The sequence below is a fragment of the Bradyrhizobium sp. SZCCHNRI1029 genome (assembly GCF_032487555.1).
Classification (GTDB): domain Bacteria; phylum Pseudomonadota; class Alphaproteobacteria; order Rhizobiales; family Xanthobacteraceae; genus Bradyrhizobium.
The window spans coordinates 326,196-345,155 of the sequence record NZ_JAUEUK010000002.1 but is presented as its reverse complement, the minus strand read 5'-3'; the positions used below and the strand labels follow the sequence as shown (position 1 = coordinate 345,155).

General features: G+C 65.7%; 17 protein-coding genes and 1 pseudogene. 13 read left to right on the top strand and 5 right to left on the bottom strand.

Annotated features, from left to right (window positions below; genetic code table 11):
- The first annotated feature begins 115 nt into the window (after positions 1-115).
- From xoxF5 to QW861_RS07180, 7 genes and pseudogenes are all read left to right on the top strand, one after another.
- The gene (gene xoxF5, locus QW861_RS07210; RefSeq protein WP_316192880.1) at positions 116-1,918 is read left to right on the top strand and encodes a lanthanide-dependent methanol dehydrogenase XoxF5; all 1,803 of its coding nucleotides are present in this window, start codon (positions 116-118) and stop codon (positions 1,916-1,918) included.
- Positions 1,919-2,050: 132 nt separating this feature from the next.
- Entirely contained in the window at positions 2,051-2,530 is a 480-nt protein-coding gene (locus QW861_RS07205) for a c-type cytochrome, methanol metabolism-related (protein WP_316192947.1), read from the top strand.
- A 78-nt stretch (positions 2,531-2,608) separates the two neighbouring features.
- Positions 2,609-3,718 carry an S-(hydroxymethyl)glutathione dehydrogenase/class III alcohol dehydrogenase gene (locus QW861_RS07200; RefSeq protein WP_316192879.1) on the top strand — a complete coding sequence of 370 codons (1,110 nt, stop codon included), beginning with the start codon at positions 2,609-2,611 and terminating at the stop codon, positions 3,716-3,718.
- Positions 3,719-3,751: 33 nt separating this feature from the next.
- The gene (gene gfa, locus QW861_RS07195) at positions 3,752-4,315 is read left to right on the top strand and encodes an S-(hydroxymethyl)glutathione synthase (protein ID WP_315713222.1); all 564 of its coding nucleotides are present in this window, start codon (positions 3,752-3,754) and stop codon (positions 4,313-4,315) included.
- Positions 4,316-4,675: 360 nt separating this feature from the next.
- Complete coding sequence (locus tag QW861_RS07190; RefSeq protein WP_315741262.1) at positions 4,676-5,128, top strand: (2Fe-2S)-binding protein; 453 nt, start codon at positions 4,676-4,678, stop codon at positions 5,126-5,128.
- A 2-nt stretch (positions 5,129-5,130) separates the two neighbouring features.
- Positions 5,131-7,464 (top strand): xanthine dehydrogenase family protein molybdopterin-binding subunit, encoded by a 2,334-nt coding sequence (locus tag QW861_RS07185; protein WP_316192878.1) that lies wholly within the window; start codon positions 5,131-5,133, stop codon positions 7,462-7,464.
- Between the two features lie 105 nt (positions 7,465-7,569).
- A pseudogene (locus QW861_RS07180) lies at positions 7,570-7,893 on the top strand (amidase); the annotation flags it as partial.
- 8 nt (positions 7,894-7,901) lie between these two features.
- On the opposite strand, the gene ccoG reads toward QW861_RS07180, so the two are convergent.
- Positions 7,902-9,383, bottom strand: coding sequence for a cytochrome c oxidase accessory protein CcoG (gene ccoG, locus QW861_RS07175; RefSeq protein WP_316192877.1), 1,482 nt, complete (start codon positions 9,381-9,383; stop codon positions 7,902-7,904).
- Positions 9,384-9,737: 354 nt separating this feature from the next.
- Entirely contained in the window at positions 9,738-10,532 is a 795-nt protein-coding gene (locus QW861_RS07170; protein ID WP_315752802.1) for a fumarylacetoacetate hydrolase family protein, read from the bottom strand.
- A 963-nt stretch (positions 10,533-11,495) separates the two neighbouring features.
- Between QW861_RS07170 and QW861_RS07165 the strand changes: the two genes are divergently transcribed.
- On the top strand, positions 11,496-12,110 hold the full coding sequence (locus tag QW861_RS07165; RefSeq protein ID WP_316187016.1) for a heme-binding protein: 615 nt from the start codon (positions 11,496-11,498) through the stop codon (positions 12,108-12,110).
- 269 nt (positions 12,111-12,379) lie between these two features.
- Here QW861_RS07165 and QW861_RS07160 read toward each other — a convergent pair whose 3' ends face one another.
- Positions 12,380-13,156, bottom strand: coding sequence for a cyclase family protein (locus QW861_RS07160; protein ID WP_315713232.1), 777 nt, complete (start codon positions 13,154-13,156; stop codon positions 12,380-12,382).
- Between the two features lie 50 nt (positions 13,157-13,206).
- Positions 13,207-14,196: a fumarylacetoacetate hydrolase family protein gene (locus QW861_RS07155; RefSeq protein WP_316187017.1), complete on the bottom strand. Its 990-nt coding sequence runs from the start codon at positions 14,194-14,196 to the stop codon at positions 13,207-13,209.
- Positions 14,197-14,295: 99 nt separating this feature from the next.
- Here QW861_RS07155 and QW861_RS07150 point away from each other — a divergent pair, with 99 nt between their 5' ends.
- From QW861_RS07150 to QW861_RS07130, 5 genes are read left to right on the top strand one after another with little or no spacing between them, the layout of a single operon-like run.
- Entirely contained in the window at positions 14,296-15,231 is a 936-nt protein-coding gene (locus QW861_RS07150; RefSeq protein ID WP_315825201.1) for an ABC transporter substrate-binding protein, read from the top strand.
- The gene (locus QW861_RS07145) at positions 15,231-15,929 is read left to right on the top strand and encodes a GntR family transcriptional regulator (RefSeq protein WP_316192876.1); all 699 of its coding nucleotides are present in this window, start codon (positions 15,231-15,233) and stop codon (positions 15,927-15,929) included. Before QW861_RS07150 ends, QW861_RS07145 begins: the two co-directional genes overlap by 1 nt.
- Before the next feature lies 1 nt (position 15,930).
- On the top strand, positions 15,931-16,734 hold the full coding sequence (locus QW861_RS07140) for an ABC transporter ATP-binding protein (protein WP_316192875.1): 804 nt from the start codon (positions 15,931-15,933) through the stop codon (positions 16,732-16,734).
- Positions 16,731-17,498, top strand: a complete 768-nt coding sequence (locus QW861_RS07135) for an ABC transporter permease (RefSeq protein WP_316192874.1) — start codon at positions 16,731-16,733, stop codon at positions 17,496-17,498. Before QW861_RS07140 ends, QW861_RS07135 begins: the two co-directional genes overlap by 4 nt.
- The gene (locus tag QW861_RS07130; RefSeq protein ID WP_316192873.1) at positions 17,495-18,262 is read left to right on the top strand and encodes an ABC transporter permease; all 768 of its coding nucleotides are present in this window, start codon (positions 17,495-17,497) and stop codon (positions 18,260-18,262) included. Before QW861_RS07135 ends, QW861_RS07130 begins: the two co-directional genes overlap by 4 nt.
- 500 nt (positions 18,263-18,762) lie before the next feature.
- On the opposite strand, the gene QW861_RS07125 is transcribed toward QW861_RS07130, so the two are convergent.
- Positions 18,763-18,942, bottom strand: coding sequence for a hypothetical protein (locus tag QW861_RS07125; RefSeq protein ID WP_316192872.1), 180 nt, complete (start codon positions 18,940-18,942; stop codon positions 18,763-18,765).
- Between the last annotated feature and the right edge of the window lie 18 nt (positions 18,943-18,960).

The following is an 18,960-nucleotide window of genomic DNA, read 5'->3' as shown; positions in this document are numbered from 1 at the left end:
AGCTCTTTTCTCTTTTGGGCAAGTTTCCCGGTCGAGAAGTGGATATTCAATGATGCCGAAAACGAATACTGGGCCGCGTGCTGCGGAACCTCAGTTGAACCCGGGAGGAAAGACGATGCGAAGAGTGCTACTCGCAACATGTCTGACGTCAGTCGCGGCGCTTGCCGCGGGTGGCGCGTGGGCCAGCGAAGAGCTGGTCAAGATGTCGGCCAACCCGAAGGACTGGGTGATGCCGGCGGGAGACTACGCCAATACGCGTTACTCCAAGCTCAATCAGATCAACGCTCAGAACGTCGGCAAGCTGCAGGTCGCGTGGACCTTCTCCACCGGCGTGCTGCGCGGCCACGAAGGCGGACCGCTCATCATCGGCAACTTGATGTATGTGCATACGCCGTTCCCGAACAAGGTGTATGCGCTCGATCTCGCGCAGGACAACAAGATCGTCTGGAAGTACGAGCCCAAGCAGGATCCGAACGTCATTCCGGTGATGTGCTGCGACACCGTCAACCGCGGCGTCGCCTATGGGGACGGCAAGATCTTCCTGCATCAGGCCGACGACAAGCTGGTGGCGATCGACGCCAAGACCGGCCAGCACGTCTGGACCGCCGTCAATGGCGATCCGAGCAAGGGACAGACCGGAACCTCGGCTCCGCTCGTGGTGAAGGACAAGGTGTTGGTCGGCACGTCCGGCGGCGAGTTCGGCGTCCAGTGCAGCATGACCGCTTACGATATCAAGAGCGGCAAGCAGGTCTGGAAGGCGTACTCCGAAGGTCCGGATGACCAGATCCTGTTCGACGCCAACACCACGGCGCTCGGCAAGCCGGTCGGCAAGGACTCGAGCCTGAAGACCTGGCAAGGCGATCAGTGGAAGACCGGCGGCGGCTGCACCTGGGGCTGGATCTCCTACGATCCGCAGCTCGACATGGTCTATTACGGGTCGGGCAATCCCTCGACCTGGAATCCGAAGCAGCGTCCCGGCGACAACAAGTGGTCGATGACGATCTTCGCCCGCCATGCCGACACCGGCGTCGCGAAGTGGGTCTATCAGATGACGCCCCACGACGAGTGGGACTATGACGGCGTCAACGAGATGATCCTGTCCGACCAGTCCATCAACGGCCAGCCGCGCAAGCTGCTCACGCACTTCGATCGTAACGGCCTCGGCTATACGCTCGACCGTGCCACGGGCGAGTTGCTCGTTGCCGAGAAGTTCGACCCGAAGGTGAACTGGACCACCGGCGTCGACATGGACAAGAACTCTGCAACCTACGGCCGTCCCAAGGTCGTCGATCAGTATTCGACCGACAAGCAGGGTGAGGACGTCAACACCAAGGGCATCTGCCCGGCGGCGCTGGGCACCAAGGACGAGCAGCCGGCGGCCTACTCGCCGGACACGCAGCTGTTCTACGTGCCCACCAACCATGTCTGCATGGACTACGAGCCCTTCAAGGTGAGCTACACCGCAGGTCAGCCCTATGTCGGCGCAACCCTGTCGATGTATCCGCCGGCGGGTGAGACCCATATGGGCAACTTCATCGCCTGGGACGGCAAGACCGGCAAGATCGCCTGGTCGAACAAGGAGCCGTTCTCGGTGTGGTCGGGTGCGCTCGCGACGGCCGGCGGCGTGGTGTTCTACGGAACGCTCGAAGGCTACCTCAAGGCGGTCGATGCCAAGACGGGCAAGGAGCTCTACAAGTTCAAGACCCCGTCCGGCATCATCGGCAACGTCACGACCTACGAGGCGAACGGCAAGCAGTACGTCGCCGTCCTCTCGGGTGTCGGTGGCTGGGCCGGCATTGGTCTCGCGGCGGGTCTGACCGATCCGACTGCCGGTCTCGGTGCCGTCGGCGGCTATGCCGCGCTGAGCAACTACACCGCTCTCGGCGGCGCGCTCACCGTGTTCTCGCTGCCGCAGTAAGCCAGGTACCTGCCTCCGGCGCATGGATCTCGTCCATGCGCCGGTTCGCCTGTTCCTAAAAATTATGGGAAAACGCCCTTGCGTAGAATCTGGTTTGCGGTCGCCACGGCTCTGAGCCTGGCAACCGGCGGGATGACTGTCGCCGAAAATGCCTGGGCGGAAAGTCCGGGAGATCCTGCGGCCGTCAAGTCCGAGGACGGGAAATACTTCGATAAGGATGGCATTCCGACCTACAAGGTGGCCGCCGACGGAACGGTCGACTGGTACACCTACTCCGGATACCGCCGCTATCATTCCGAATGCCATGTCTGCCATGGCCCCGACGGCATGGGATCGACTTACGCCCCGGCGCTCAAGGACTCGGTCAAGAACATGAGCTACGGCGACTTCATCGGGACCATTGCCAGCGGCCGCAAGAATGTCAGCACGTCCCAGGAGAACGTCATGCCGGCCTTCGGCGACAATCCGAACGTGGCCTGCTACATGGACGATCTCTACGTCTACCTGCGCGCCCGCGGCGATGATGCGGTGGGCCGCGTTCGCCCCGCCAAGCATGAGGACAAGCCGCCAGCCTATACGGAAGCGGAGAACTCCTGCATGGGCAAGAAATGACTGACGACGAGGACCGCGCCTGGCCAGTTTTCCTGGACAGGGTCGCGGGCCTGACAGACTGAAACAGGAGTTTGAGACATGAAGACGCGCGCCGCGGTCGCTTTCGAAGCCAAGAAGCCGCTGGAGATCGTCGAGGTTGACCTCGAAGGGCCGAAGGCCGGCGAGGTGCTGGTCGAGATCAAGGCTACCGGCATCTGCCACACCGATGCCTACACGCTCGACGGTTTCGACAGCGAGGGCATCTTCCCCTCGATCCTCGGCCATGAGGGCGCCGGCATCGTGCGCGAAGTCGGCCCGGGCGTGACCTCGGTCAAGCCCGGCGACCACGTCATTCCGCTCTACACACCGGAATGCCGCCAGTGCAAGAGCTGCCTCAGCCGCAAGACCAATCTCTGCACCGCGATCCGCGCCACGCAGGGCAAGGGCCTGATGCCGGACGGTACGTCGCGCTTCAGCTACAAGGGCCAGACCATCTACCACTACATGGGCTGCTCGACCTTCTCCAACTTCACCGTGTTGCCGGAGATCGCAGTCGCGAAGATTCGCGAGGACGCGCCCTTCGACAAGAGCTGCTATATCGGCTGCGGCGTCACCACCGGCGTCGGCGCGGTCGTCAACACGGCGAAGGTCACGCCCGGCGCGAACGTGGTGGTGTTCGGCCTCGGCGGCATCGGGCTCAATGTCATTCAGGGCGCTAGGATGGCGGGGGCCGACAAGATCATCGGCGTTGACCTCAATGACGGCAAGGAGGAATGGGGCCGCCGCTTCGGCATGACCCATTTCGTCAACCCGAAGAAGGTGACCGGCGACATCGTCCAGCACCTGGTCGCGCTCACCGACGGCGGTGCCGACTACACCTTCGACTGCACCGGCAATACCACGGTGATGCGCCAGGCGCTGGAAGCCTGCCATCGCGGCTGGGGCGAATCGATCATCATCGGTGTCGCCGAGGCCGGCAAGGAGATCGCGACCCGCCCATTCCAGCTCGTCACCGGACGCGTCTGGAAGGGCACGGCGTTCGGCGGCGCGCGCGGGCGCACCGACGTTCCCAAGATCGTCGACTGGTACATGAACGGGAAGATCGAAATCGACCCGATGATCACCCACACGCTCAAGCTCGAAGACATCAACAAAGGCTTCGACCTGATGCATGAGGGCAAATCGATCCGTTCCGTCGTCGTGTTCTGACCCCAAGCACGCAAAACTGAGGAGGATTGCGCCATGACTGTCCACATCCATCCGTCCGTCGATAACGGCGTCAAACAGGGAAGCGGCCATTTCGCCGGCGGCACGCTGGTCTGCAAATGCCACGACCGGCCGGTCAAGGTCGGCATCAAGGGCGATGTCGCGCATAACCACGCGTGCGGCTGCACCAAATGCTGGAAGCCCTCCGGCGCGACCTTCTCGGTCGTTGCGGTGGTGCCGCGGCAGAACGTCACGGTGCTGGAGAACGGCGACAAGCTCAAGATCGTCGATCCCTCCGCCGTCATCCAGCGCTATGCCTGCACCGGCTGCGGCACGCATATGTATGGCCGCATCGAGAACACGGGCCACCCGTTCTACGGCCTCGACTTCATTCACCCCGAGCTGTTCCAGGAGCAGGGTTCGGCCGCGCCGGGCTTTGCAGCCTTCGTCTCCTCGGTGATCGAGTCGGGCGTGAAGCCGGAACAGATGGGCGAGATTCGGGCGCGATTGAAGGAGCTGGGGCTCGAGCCCTATGACTGCCTGTCGCCGGCCCTGATGGATGCGATTGCCACCCACGTGGCGAAAGCAAAGGCGGCCTGACGGCCGCAACGTACCTAGCGTACCAACTGAAGCGTTCCTTCCTGAAGACTTGGTGCCTCGCCTGCCCCACGCCGGCGAGGCATTCTTTTTTGTCGCCGTTTTGGTCAGGCGACCGCCGTTGTCGTCGGCGCATCGCCCATTGTTCCGTATTTGCATTGCAGCGGGCTGCACGCGCAGCGCTCGTCTGCTCTGACACCACACGCGCCTGTGTAGACCGATGCCTGTCCCGGTCTGCTATCATCAGTAGTCTTCCGACAACTCTCAATTGATCCGGCGCGTGCACGTAAGGACATGTGGTCCCGCGCGCGTCCACCAACGATCAGAACCAGCGACCATTGGTCCGACAGAGCGAGGGCGAACATGATCAAGGTGAAAATCAACGGACAGGAGCAGAGCTGGGATGGCGATCCGAGCCTGCCGCTGCTGTGGTATCTGCGCGACGAGCTGGGTTTGACCGGAACGAAATACGGGTGCGGCGCAGCGCTGTGCGGCGCCTGCACCGTGATAGTCGACAAGGAAGCGGCGCGCGCCTGCATCACCGCAGTGTCGGATGTCGCGGGACGAGAGGTCACCACCATCGAAGGTCTGCATCCGACCGGAGATCATCCGGTGCAGAAGGCATGGCGGCAGGTCAACGTGCCGCAATGCGGCTTCTGCCAGGCCGGGCAGATCATGCAAGCAGCCGCACTCTTGAACGAGAATCCCAAACCGTCGCATGACCAGATCAGGGATGCGATGGCCGGCAACATCTGCCGCTGCGGCTGCTATCAGCGCATCGAGAATGCGGTCCATCTGGCCTCGACGGGGGTGTGATCATGAACATCATCGCAAATCCCGACATCGCAAAGTCCGCTTCTCGCCGCGGCTTCGAGCGCCATCTCAAGGTCGAGAACGTCTCGCGCCGTACCATCCTGCAGACGCTGGGCCTCGCCGGCGGGTTCGTGCTCGCGGCTCCCTTGCTGTCGCGCCCGGCGTTTGCCGCCTATGAAACCGGCGCCGGCAAGATGCCGCACGGCACCGTGGTCGATCCCAAGGTTTTCGTTTCGATCGCCCCCGACGGCATCGTGTCGATCCTCGCCCACCGCTCCGAGATGGGCACAGGCGTGCGTACCAGCCTGCCGCTGATCGTGGCGGAGGAGATGGAAGCCGACTGGTCGCGCGTGCGCGTCGTGCAGGCCCCCGGCGACGAGGTGAAGTTCGGCAACCAGGATACCGACGGTTCGCGCAGCACGCGGCATTATCTGCTGCCGATGCGACAGATCGGCGCCATGGCGCGGGCGATGCTCGAAGCCGCGGCGGCCCAGCGCCTCGGCGTGCCGCCGAGCGAAGTGAAAGCCGTCAATCATGAGGTCGTGCACAGCGCCAGCGGCCGCCGCCTCGGCTTCGGCGAGCTCGCGGCCGATGCCGCCAGTCTGCCGGTGCCTGCGGTTGACACCGTGCAGCTGAAATCGCCGAAGGACTTCCGCTATCTCGGCAAGGGTCAGGTCAGCATCGTCGATCTGCACGACATCACCGTCGGCAAGGCGCGCTACGGCGCCGATGTCCGCCTGCCCGGCATGAAATACGCGGTTATCGCCCGGCCGCCGGTGACCGGCGGCAAGGTCAAGTCGTTCGATCCGGCCGAGGCGCTGAAGGTGCCCGGCGTCGAGCAGGTGATCGAGGTCAAGGGCTGGCCCTGGCCGTCGAAGTTCCAGCCGCTTGGCGGCGTCGCGGTGATCGCGCGCAACACCGGCGCCGCGATCAAGGGCCGCGACGTGCTCAAGATCGAGTGGGACGACGGCGCCAATGCGAGCTACGACTCTGTCGCCTATCGGGCCGAGCTCGAGGCCGCCGCGCGCCAGCCGGGCCTCGTCGTACGCGAGGAAGGCGACGTCGAGGCCGCGCTGAAGTCGGCCGACAAGGTGATCACCGGCGAGTACTATCTGCCGCATTTCGCCCATGCCAGCATGGAGCCGCCGGTCGCGGTCGCCGACGTCAAGGGCGACAAGGCCGAGATCTGGGCGCCTGTGCAGAGCCCCGGCGGCACGCACGAGGATGTCGCCAAGACGCTGCAGATCCCGCCGGAGAACGTGACCGTCAACGTCACCCTGCTCGGCGGCGGGTTCGGGCGGAAGTCCAAATGCGACTTCGCGCTCGAGGCTGCCCTGCTGTCGAAGACGCTGGGCGCACCGGTCAAGGTGCAGTGGACGCGCGATGACGACCTCCATCACGATTTCCTGCACACCGTGTCGGTGGAGCGCATCGAAGCCGGGCTCGACAAGAGCGGCAAGGTGGTGGCCTGGCGCCACCGCAGCGCCGCGCCAACCATCCTGTCGACCTTCGCGGCGGGCGCCGATCATGCCGCGCCGTTCGAGCTCGGCATGGGCCTCGTCGACATGCCGTTCGAGATCGCCAACATCCAATGTGAGAATCCCGCCGCCAAGGCGATGACCCGCATCGGCTGGTTCCGCTCGGTCTCCAACATCCCGCGCGCCTTCGCCGTGCAGTCGATGGTCGGCGAGATCGCGCACGCGACCGGCCGCGACCAGAAGGACACGCTGCTCGATCTGATCGGCACTCCGCGCGCCCTGAAGCTCGCCTCGGTGAAGGATCTCTGGAACTACGGCGAGCCCTACGAGAGCTATCCGATCGACACCGGCCGGCTGCGCCGCGTCGTCGAGTTCGTGGCCGAGAAGGGCAATTGGGGCCGCTCGGTGCCCAAGGGCCACGGCCTCGGCATCGCCGCGCATCGCAGCTTCGTCAGCTACATCGCCACCATCGTGGAGGTGTCGGTCGACGACAAGGGCAAGCTCGTGGTGCATCAGGTCGACACCGCGATCGACTGCGGCACCTTCGTCAACCCCGAGCGCATCGCCTCGCAGCTCGAAGGCGCCGCGATCATGGGGCTGAGCCTCGCCAAATATGGCGAGATCAGCTTCAAGAACGGCCGGGTGCAGCAGCGCAACTTCGACGACCATCCGGTGGTCCGAATCGACGAGGCGCCGCTGGTCACCAACGTGCACATCGTGCCCGTTGATCCCGACACGCCGCCGAGCGGCGTCGGCGAGCCGGGCGTGCCGCCATTCGCGCCGGCGCTCGCCAACGCGATCTTTGCCGCCACCGGCAAGCGCCTGCGCGCATTGCCGATCGGCAATCAGCTCGCGACGTGAGCTTGCAGCAATCACCAGATCATCGGCCGGAGCGATCCGGCCGATGACCACGCCAGAAGAAGCAGGATCAGTCAGCGCCCGTAACGCACCGAGGCATAGCGGCCGATCACGGCGGACGGCGAGGTTTGCATCACCGCGCTCGAGACCGGCGTCACCGGCACCTTCCGCCTCACCGTGCGCAAGGACATGGACATCACCTGGCCGTTCGCCGAGAACGCCACCCACCTGATGTCGATCGGCCTCGACGAGGATCTCGATGACGCCGCCAAGCAGGCGGTGCGCGAGATGGTCAAGCACGTCTGCGCCCGCACCAACCTGTCGCGCAACCAGGCCTACATGCTGTGCTCGCTGGCCGGCAATCTGCGCGTCACCCAGCTGGTCGACGGCAACAAGGGCATCCACATGCTGCTGCCGAAATCCTATCTGTAGGCCCTCCTCTACCGGTTCACGAAGCGGTCGTGCGCGGTCAGCACGACCTGGCCGTTGGCATCGACCGCCTGGAAGGTGACATCGGCATCCACAGACTCGGGCATGGTCAGCGTCACCCGCAGCGCCTCCGAGCCGTCCGGCTCGACCTCGATCGCATCCGCCGCCGCATGGCCGACGATGGCGAGCGCCGCATCGATGCCGCTGATGCCGAGCCTGAAGCTCTGCACGGCGGACGACTTGTTGAGCAGCTTCACCGTGTAGCCGTTGCGCACCGAGCCATCCGACAGCCGCACCGACATCGGATCGCGATCATGCTGCACCGACAGCACGGCGGTGGTCTTCGTGACGAACGACACAGCGATCACGCCGGCCACAGCGACGCAGGCGAGCGCGAGCCCGATCGTCTTCGGCCGCACCAGCCGTGAGACACGCGGCTCGCCGACACGCCCACGCTCGATGTTGCGCCAGCTCTCGTAGTCGATCAGGCCGCGCGGACGGTCGAGCTTGGCCATCACGCCGTCGCAGGCATCGACGCAGAGGCCGCAATTGATGCAGGCGAAGCTCGGCCCCTGGCGGATGTCGATGCCGATCGGGCAGACGGCGACGCAGGCGCCGCAATCGACGCAATCGCCGGCCGGCAGCCCCTGCGACCGCGCCTCGGCGGCCTTCTTCGCCGACATCCGGGTCTCGCCGCGATAATCGCGATAGTTCACCGTGAAGGCTTCCGGATCCCAGATCGCGCCTTGAAGACGCGGCCACGGGCACATGAAGGTGCAGACCTGCTCGCGCGCGAAACCGGCGAGGCCATAGGTCGTGCCGGCGAACGCCAAGGTCCAGGTCAGCGCGGTCGCCGACATCTCGCCATGCAGTACGTCGCGCACCAGCCCCGGCGCGTCGGTGAAGTAGAAGATCAAGGTGCCGCCGGTGCCGAGCGCGATCGCCATCCACAGCGCGTGCTTGGTGGCGATCTGTGCGATGCGCCGCGCCGTCAGCGGCGCGCCGACGTTCTTCAGCCGCTGCCGGCGGTCGCCCTCGACGAGGCGCTCGACCAGCAGGAACAGGTCGGTCCACACCGTCTGCGGACAGGCGAAGCCGCACCACAGGCGGCCGGCCAGCGCGTTGACCAGGACGAGGATGAACGTCGCCAGCAGCATCGCCGCGGTGATGAGATAGAGATCCTGCGGCCAGATCTCGGCGGGGCCAAGATAGAGCTTTCCGTGGGCGAAATCGAGCAGCACGGCTTGGCCTGGCGCATTCGGCCCGCGGTTCCAGCGCACGAACGGCGTGATGTAGTAGACGGCGAGCGTCAGAACGAGAATCAGCCATTTCAGCCGCCGGATTGGCCCCTTGACGCCCTGCGGAACCACCGGGCCGCCAGCGCTGCGCAACGAACGTGCCGGGCCGCGGGCCTGACCCTGGCCCCTGCTTGGGCCCTGGCCCTGCGCCATGCGCCGCGTCTTGGCGTGATCGATCTCGATGGTGATGGCCACGGCTGCCCTCGTTCGCTCGGCTGATGCAGGGCAACGATAGGCGGCGGTGCCGGGCGGCTCTTTGTCGGGCCACAAACTTGCGAACGGCTGGCAGCGCCTGTTTGCGCGGGAACAACGATAGTTCCCGTCCGACAGGCGACGAGAGGCGCGGCGCCGCGAGCGCCACGGCGGCAGTCGCAGCATCCGGAGGGATGGCTGGGGCTGCCGCGCTTGTTGGATAGCGCGCGTAGCGACGCTCGCTGCTCGCCTCTCCCCGCGCGCGGGGAGAAGGAGCGTATCGGTATTGCGGCGGCGAATTCCGTTCCGATCGGCAGCGTCAACGTGCTGCACACGACGTGTGATCCAGCCCCTCTCTCAGACGATCTTGATCGACATGTCCGGCAGGCCCTCGAGCTTGCACAAGAGCACGTCGCCCTTGACGACCGGGCCGACATTCTCCGGCGTGCCGGAATAGATGATGTCGCCGGCCTTCAGCTCGAACGCCTCGGACAGTTTCGCGATCTGCTCGGCGACGCTCCAGATCATCTTGGTGAGGTCGGAGTTCTGCCGGACCGTACCGTTGACCGCGAGTGAGATCGCGCCCTTGGTGAAGTGGCCGACCTTCGCCACCGGATGGATCGGGCCGAGCACGGCGGCATGATCAAAACTCTTGCCGATCTCCCATGGCTTCTTCTCGGCGGCCATGCCGTTCTGCAGGTCACGGCGGGTCATGTCGAGGCCGAGCGCGTAGCCATAGACATGATCGAGCGCGGACTCGGCGGGAATGTTGGTGCCGCCGGATTTCAGCGCCGCGACCAGTTCGACCTCGTGATGATAGTTCTTGGTCAGCGACGGATAAGGATGATCGGCGACCTCGCCGATCGCGACGTTCTGGATCGCGTCGGTCGGCTTCTGGAAGAAGAACGGCGGCTCGCGGTTCGGATCGGAGCCGCGCTCGATGGCATGCGCCGCGTAGTTGCGGCCGATGCAGTAGATGCGGCGGACGGGGAACACGCCCTGCTCGCCGGCGATCGGAATGGTGGTCGCCGGCACGGCGAAGATCGGCTTCGGCCCGGCCTGTGCCGCGGCAGGGTAGGTGTCCGTCATGATCGCAGCCGCTGCCGCGGCGCTGCCGGCGACGAGGAGATCGCGGCGTGAGGTGTCTGCCATGGGGTTCCTCCTGGATCAGCCGTTGCGGCCGGCTGATTTGTTGGTGGTGGCGCGCCAGCATCGGCGCCCCGCTCAACTGATAAGCATATCCAGTATGCCAGCGCCACCATGCGCGCACGCGCCGTCGCCCTCGCAGCGCAACACGCGCCCGAAGCGATGCTCGAGACCCTCGCCGGAAACGCGAGGGCGCAGGGGAGGCCGGACCTCGACTGAGGCCCGTGGCCCGCCTGCGGAAAAAATGCAGGCGGCAGGAACCACAGGTTCAGCCGGACAGACCCGGCCTTCCCTGCGCGATGGGTGAACGTCTGCTCCGAGCTCTCCCCGGGGACCGGCTTGTTTGCCCCCGTCACCTGCGCAACCCGTCAGGTCGGCATCAGGCTTGGCGCCAGCATCGGGGCGCCAGGACCACACGGCTTGAACGTCCGCGAGCTGACAGTCGTCTTGCGCAAAAGCGCCTGACAGACCCGCGGCCACCGCTCCCCGCCTCAACGTATCGTGACGACGCGTACGCCCCTCTGCATGAGGCGGGATGGAGGGATGAGAGCATCTTTTCCGATAAAACGAAAGTGGGAAATTTTTGCGCCGAGATCTGGACAGAGGTGATCGCGCTGAGCGCGCTGCGGAATTTTCGTTTTCGGCGCAGGCACGATCTGGATCATGAGAGGGGTTGCGGGACGGCGCATCTTGTCGCGCCCGAGCCCGAGTCGCCCGACGGGCACGCACCGCCATCGGCACGCGCGTAGCCCGGATGAGCGCAGCGACATCCTGGGGGTCCCCTACGCCTCGTGCGATCCAGGACATCGCTGCGCTCACCCGGGCTACGCTACAGTCAGGCGTCGCGAAGGACGACCGCAGGCGGGCACCCGGCACGTGATCTGCCGGACCTTCGCTGGCGTTTCCTCGTTATTCAAACCTGACGGCGCAACCGCCATGACCGAGCCGACACCACCGAGGAGACGCCGCATGCTGCTCTGGCTCGCAGGCGCCACCGTGCTTGTCCTCGCCGGCGCCGCCATTGCCGCAGGGCCGCTTATGAGCCGGGTCGAACATCCCAGATACGACGTCGTTTCGCGCGATGGCGACTTCGAAATCCGCGCCTATGCACCGATGATCATCGCGCAGGCCGAGGTGCAGGGCGCGCGCAAGCCGGCGATCGAGGAAGGCTTTCGCATCATCGCCGGCTACATTTTCGGCGCTAACCGTGCGAAAGCCAAGATTGCGATGACGGCACCGGTGCAGCAGCAGGCGACCGCGCTGCCGACGGCGGGCGACGAGACCGCCAGCGATCGCTGGAGCGTCAGCTTCGTGATGCCGTCGAGCTGGACGCTGCAGAAGCTGCCTCCACCGGAAGACGCGCGGATCAAGCTGACGGCCGTCCCGGCTCAGCGCATGGTCGCACTCACCTTCTCAGGCTCCACCTCCGACGGCATCGTCGCCGAAAAGACCCGCGCACTGCGCGACTACGCACAGCGCAAGGGGCTGACCGTCGCCGGATCGCCGCTGCTCGCGTTCTACAATCCGCCCTGGACCCTGCCGGTGCTGCGGCGGAACGAGGTCATGCTGGCGTGTAGTTGCTAAAGCGAGCTGAGAGAGAGCGGCCTGATTTTGCAGTCAAGGTCGGCTCGCAACTGTCACCACGGCGCGCGACGAGCTCCCTCTTTGGCTTTGCCGAGTGCTCTCCTCGGTCATTCCGGGGCGCGCGCAGCGCGAACCCGGAATCCATCCTTCAGCACGTCGCGCGGCTCGATGGATTCCGGGCTCGTCGCGCTGGCGCGCGCCGCCCCGGAATGACGCGAGATCAAACGCGCCAAAACCCATGTCGTGACTTCAATCGGAGATTAGCCGCCTCACCCCTCGATGATCGCCACCGCCCGCGTCCATCCGGCCGAGGCGCGCTCAATCTTGACCGGGAAACACGACACCATGAACCCCGTCGACGGCAGTTGCTCCAGATTGTGCAGCTTCTCCAGGTGGCAATAGCCGATGTGGCGTCCGGCCTTGTGGCCTTCCCAGATCAGCGCGGCATCGTGGGTCTCGGCGTATCTCTGCGCGGTGAACACGAACGGCGCGTCCCAGCTCCAGCCGTCGGTGCCGGTCAGGCGCACGCCGCGTTCGAGCAGATACATCGTCGCCTCATAGCCCATGCCGCAGCCGGAATTGACGTAGTTGGCCTGGCCGAAGCGCGCGCCGGCCGAGGTATTGACCACGACGATCTCGAGCGGCGACAGCGTGTGGCCGATGCGCTTGAGCTCATCCTCGACATCCCTCGCGGTCACCACATAGCCGTCCGGGAAACGACGGAAGTCGAGCTTCACGCCCGGCTGCAGACACCACTCCAGCGGCACCTCGTCGATGGTCCAGGCGCGCTCGCCACGATTCATCGTCGGATGAAAATGCCAGGGCGCATCGAGATGCGTGCCGTTGTGGGTCGAAAGATTCACCTGCTCGACCGCCCAGCCCTGCCCGTCCGGCAGATCCTCGGCTTTCAGCCCGTCGAAGAACTGCAGCATGCGCGGCAGGCCCTGCTGATGGTCGATATAGGTGATGGTCGGATGATTGCCGGGCGGATCGGCGGGCACGTCGTTCTGCAAGGGCACGGAGATGTCGATCAGTCTGCGGGCCATGGGCGGTCCTCTCGCTTTGTCGTTATTGGTTGTTGTCGTCGGCAGCAGGATCAGACGTCCTGCCGCTCGACCTTGTTCTTCAGGATGCCGATCTTCTCGACCTCGAGCTCGATCACGTCGCCATGCTCGAGATACCAGCCGAGCTCGAGACCGCAGCCGTTGCCGACGGTGCCCGAGCCGATGAACTCGCCGGGCATCAGGGTCTCGTCCTTGCTGATATAGGCGATCAGCTCCTCGAACGAAAACAGCATGCCCTCGCTGACGCCACGCGAGCGGACCTCGCCGTTGACCCGCGCCTCCATCTTCAGGCGATAGGGGTCGCAGATCTCGTCCGGGGTCACGATCCACGGCCCCATCACGTTGCCGCCGTCAAAGCTCTTGCCTTTGGAGGGGCCGAGCCGGCCGTCCATCTCGATGCGCTGCGTGTCGCGCGCGGAGAAGTCGTTGAAGATCGTGAAGCCGAAGATGTGATCGCGCGCCTTCGCGGCCGGAATATCCTTGCCTTTGCCCCTGGTGATGATGCCGAACTCCAGCTCATAGTCCATCACCTTGCTGTAGCGCGGCCATTTCACCGTCGTGTTCGGGCCACGCACGCTGAAGCGGTTGGTGATGTAGAAGATCGGGACCTTGCGATAGACCTCGGGCAATTCGCCGAGCGGCTCGGCATCGATGCGCGCGAGCTCCTGCGCGTCGCCGCGCTGCCGCGCCGCGAGCTTTCGCTGGCCGCGCGGCGCCTGCAGGATGTGCAGCGGAAACGACATGCCGTCGCGCATCTGCCGCGGCTCCGGCACCGGGGCCAGCAGCTCGGTGCCGCCGACGTCGCGCGAGAGGCTTTCGTCGCTGCCATGGCGCTCGACCAGCGCGCGTGCTGCGTCGAGCGCGGCTTCGCCGGCATCGATCAACGACAGCATCGAGCCGAACGCCGGATTGCTCTTGCCAGCGCGGTCGGCGGCCGCGGCGAGGTCGAAAAGCTTGGAATCGCCGCCATGGACGACGCCGATCCGCTCCCCGCCTTCCGCCCGAAATGTCGCAAGTTTCACGCTGGCCTCCCCTTGTGTTCTGTCTAAAAATATACAAACATATAAAATATCGATAAACAAGAGGCGTCCGAGAGACGGGCGCCCGGGGAGGAGTCAAGGATGCGTCATCGGATCATCAGTGCTGCGCTCGGATCGGTGCTGGCCACGCTTGTGCTCACATCTGCGACACGCGCGGAGAAGATCCAGATCGGCTGCACCGCCACCTCGGACTGCGCCTCGGCGATGGTCGCGGTCGATGAGGGTCTCTTCAAGAAGCACGGGCTCGACGCAGAGATGGTGCTGATCGGGATCAACTCGAACATCCCCGCCGCCATCCTCTCCAACTCGATCCAGATCGGCGGGCCGACATCGACCGTGTTCCTACAGGCCGCCGACGGTGGGCTCGACCTCGTCGCGGTCTCCGGCGCCTCGATCATGAACAAGACCTCGAACGATGCGGTCGCCGCCTTCGTGCGCAACGGCATCACCATCACTGGGCCGCAGGACTTCAAGGGCAAGAAGGTCGGCGCCCCCGGCATCGGCGCCTTCCTGCACGTGCTGTTCGTGAAATGGCTGGTCGAGAAGGGCGTCGATCCACGAAGCGTCAACTTCGTCGAGGTGACGTTTCCGACCATGGCCGACACCATCAAGTCGGGCGGCGTCGATGCGGTGCTGACGGCCGAACCGTTCGTGACGCGCATGACCAATGCCAGCCTCGGCACGGTCGGCGCGCGCTACGCCGCCGAACTCGCCCGCACCGAGCCGATCATCTTCTATGCGGCCTCGCGCGAATGGGCCGAGAAGAACCCGGAGACGGTGAAGAAATTCCGCGCCGCCATCGCGGAGGCCGCCCCAATCGTGAACAATGATCGTGAGAAGGCCTCGGCCGCCATCGCCAAATTCACCAAGCAACCGCTGGAGCTGGTCAAGCTGACGGCGCCGAACTACGCCGAGCCGGTGCTGAAGCCCGAGCAGCTGGCGTGGTGGATCGACGTGATGTCGGCGCAGAAGATGCTGCAGACCAAGCTCGACCTCAAGACATTGATCCTCAACTGATGACGGCAACGAACCCGATCCTGCAGACCGAGCCGACGAGCGGCGACACGCTCAGCGAGCGCGCCGCCGCGCTGATCGAGCGCGACATCGTCGCCGGCATTCTGGCCCCCGGCTCGCGTCTGGGGATCGTCGAGCTTGCCAAGCGCTACGAGATCGGGCCGACGCCGCTGCGCGAGGGGCTGTCGCGGCTGGTGTCGCGCGGCCTGATCGTCGGCATCGGCCAGCGCGGTTTTCGCGTCGCCGAGGTCAGCCGCGACGATCTCGTCGACATCACGCGCATGCGCACTGTCGTGGAAGAAGAGGCGCTGCGGCTGGCGATGCAGAGCGGCGACGACCAATGGGAGGCCGGCATCATCGCCGCGCTCCATCAGATGCGCCGCTACATCCAGCGCATGCAGAGCGAGTTCCGCGAAGGCGCGCCGGAGTTCGATCGCTTGCACAAGGCGTTTCACACCGCGCTGCTGGCGGCCTGCGGATCACGGCGCCTGCTCGCCGCTCATTCGGATCTCTACGACCAGGCCTATCGCTACCGCCGCGTCATGATGCGCAGCTTCGAGGACGGCAGCGGCTTCATCAAGGAGCACGAGACGCTCGCCGACCTCGTGCTCGCGCGCAATGCCGCCGCGGCCCAAGCGCGGCTTGAGGCACATCTGCGCTCGACCGTCGATATCGTCTATCCGCATCCGAAGGGAGCCTGAGATGGCAGAGCCTGCCCTCGCATTGGTGCAATCATCTCCCTCGCCTGCGCGCGCGCAGATCGCCTTCGACGATGTCGCGCTGGTGCTCGGCGGCAAGACGATCATCGACACGATCAGCCTGGAGGTCGCAGCTGGCGAGATCCTGTGCGTGGTCGGCGCCTCCGGCTGCGGCAAGACCACGGCGCTGCGGCTCGCCGCCGGCCTCTATCAGCCGAGCGGCGGCACGGTGCGCTTCGAGGGCGAGGCGATGCGCGCGCCGCGGCGCGAGATCGCCGTCGTGTTCCAGGACTATGGCAAGGCGCTGCTGCCGTGGCGCACCGCCGCCGGCAACATCTCGCTGGCCTTGGAGACGATCGGAATGCCCTCCGCACAGCGCGAGGCGCGCATCGCCGAGTTGCTCGCCAAGGTCGGGCTCGCCGGCCATGCGGCCAAATATCCGACCGAGATGTCGGGCGGCATGCAGCAGCGGCTGCAGATCGCGCGCTGCCTCGCGCAGGATCCGAAGGTGCTGCTGATGGATGAGCCGTTCGGCGCGCTGGACGCGATGACGCGCCAGGGACTGCAGGACGAGATGCTGGCGCTGGTGGCGGCGACCGGCGCCACCGTCGTGTTCGTCACGCATGATCTCGAGGAGGCGATCTATCTCGGCGACCGCGTGGTCGGCCTGCTGCCGCATCCCGGCCGCGTCGGCTTGGAATTGAAGATCGGCCTGCCGCGGCCGCGCGACCAGTTGGCGACGCGCGAGCATCCGGAGTTCCTGCGGCTGCGGCGCGAGTTGTTCGACTTCATCAAGGCGAGCGAATGACGATGCCGGATCGCATCAAGCCCGTCCTGCTGCCGTTCGCGGCACTGCTCGTGTTCGAAGCCTGGATGCGGCTCGCCGGCGTGCAGAGCGACTCGCTGGCGCCGCCGAGCGCGATCGCGCTCGCCTTGCTGGGCGCGCTGACCGACGGCTCGCTGCTGGCGGCGACGCGCGACACGCTCGCCTCGGTGTTCGCCGGCCTCGCGCTCGGCGGCACCATCGGCCTCGTGCTGGGCATCGCGCTCGGCCTGTCGCCTATCTTCAACCGGCTGATGGAGGTCACGATCGAGGCGATCAGGCCCATTCCTTCAGTGGCGCTGCTGCCGATCGCGCTGATCGCGCTCGGCTTCGGCTATCGCATGGAGATCGCGATCGTCGCCTTTGCCTGCGTCTGGCCGGTGCTGATCGTGACGCGTGCCGCGGTGGGCGGCATCGAGCCGCGGCTGATCGAGGTGGCGCGCGTGCTGCGGCTGACGCAGCGCGATCGCATCAGGAAGATCGTCATCCCCGCCGCCCTGCCCCGCATCTTTCTGGCGTTCCGGCTCGCCGCCGGCATCGCGCTGATCGTCGCGGTCACGGTGGAGATCGCGATCAACCCGCTCGGCCTCGGCGCCGCCATCATGACCGCGCAGCAGGCGTTGCGGCCCGATCTGATGCTGGCCTATCTGGTATGGATCGGCGTGACCGGATTTGCGCTCAATACCGCGCTGATCGCTGCACAACAGAGCTTGTTCGGGCGCGCGGCCGCGATGGGAGACCCCGCATGAAGTGGTCGGTCGCCGCCTGGCGCCTCGCCAGCTTCGCCGTCGCCGCCGGCATCATCGTGCTGTGGCAGTTCGCCGCCGGTCAGCGGCTGATATCACCGGTGTTTCTTCCCAGCCCCGACCGCGCCTGGGCGGCGCTGCTGCGCGGCTTCACCAGCGGCGATCTCCTGACCAAGCTCACGGGCACCCTCACGCATATGGCCTATGGCTGGCTGCTCGCCTCCGCCGCCGGCATCGCGCTCGGCGCCATGATCGGCTCCTCGAAGGCGATGCGCATCTACGTCGCACCGACCCTGGAGCTGCTGCGGCCGCTGCCGGTCTCAGCGATCATTCCTGTCGCCATCGCCGTTCTTGGACTGAGCCAGGGCATGGCGCTGTTCGTGATCGCGTTCGGCTCGCTGTGGCCGCTGCTGCTCGGGACGATCCACGGCTTCGCCGCGGTCGAGCCGCGACTCTATGAAGTGGCGCGGGTGCTGCACATGTCGCGGCTCGCCGTGATCTTCAAGATCGCGCTGCCATCGGCGGCACCCGACATCCTCGCCGGCATGCGGCTGAGCCTCACGGTCGCGCTGATCCTCGCCGTCGTCTGCGAGATGCTCGCCGGCCTCGACGGCCTCGGCCAATGGGTGCTGCTGTCGGCGCGCTCGTTCCGCTCGGCGGATCTGTTTGCCGGCGTGATGCTGCTCGGAATCATCGGCTACACGACCGCGCTCGCGATGGCCGCGGCCGAGAGCCGGCTGCTGCGCTGGCAGCACGCGCGGCGCTGAGGCTCCGGTCGCACGCGCGCCCGGTCGGCGACGCGGCGTGGGGCGATCTCGATCTCACACTGTCGCGGGGATATCACCGGCTTGGAGGAGCGCGACTGGACCGAACGCCCATGGGGTCGGTTGCCGGGCCAGAGCACCACCCCACCCTCCCCCCTGAAAGAAAGAGGCCGCCGACACACGAAGTGCAGGCGGCCCAAGTCCAGGGAGGAAACGCCCCAAGAAGGGCTAGTTTTTACTTACTAGATCAGGAGAGTCGTGGGTATCCGGATGATACCGGAGGTTGTCATCGCGCTGACGGGTTCCATATCCCGACCGAGATACCGCCAGGTTACGCCGCCTGACGCTCCTCATACCCAACAAATTCCGTGACCTTCTCGGCATTGGAGTCGACCCACCCTGCCATCGGTCCTCCTCCTGCAACGACTGATCGAGCGGCGCGCGGACCCTCCTCGACACCGGTGGCATGGCACAATGCGAGCCGCCGCTTGCAGGTGGCGATCTCAAAAGTCTCGAATGTTGTTGGCGAAGGTGTTCTTCAGGAACTCGTCGCCGAACATCGCATGTTCGCTCGCCGCCAAGAGCGAGACCTTCTCAGCGCCACATGGTCGGTATGACAAGATGCGCGCCATCGGACCGTTTCCGACCGAGAGCGCCAGGGCTTTGTGCAGCCTCATCGACATTGGGCGCAGGCTCGATTG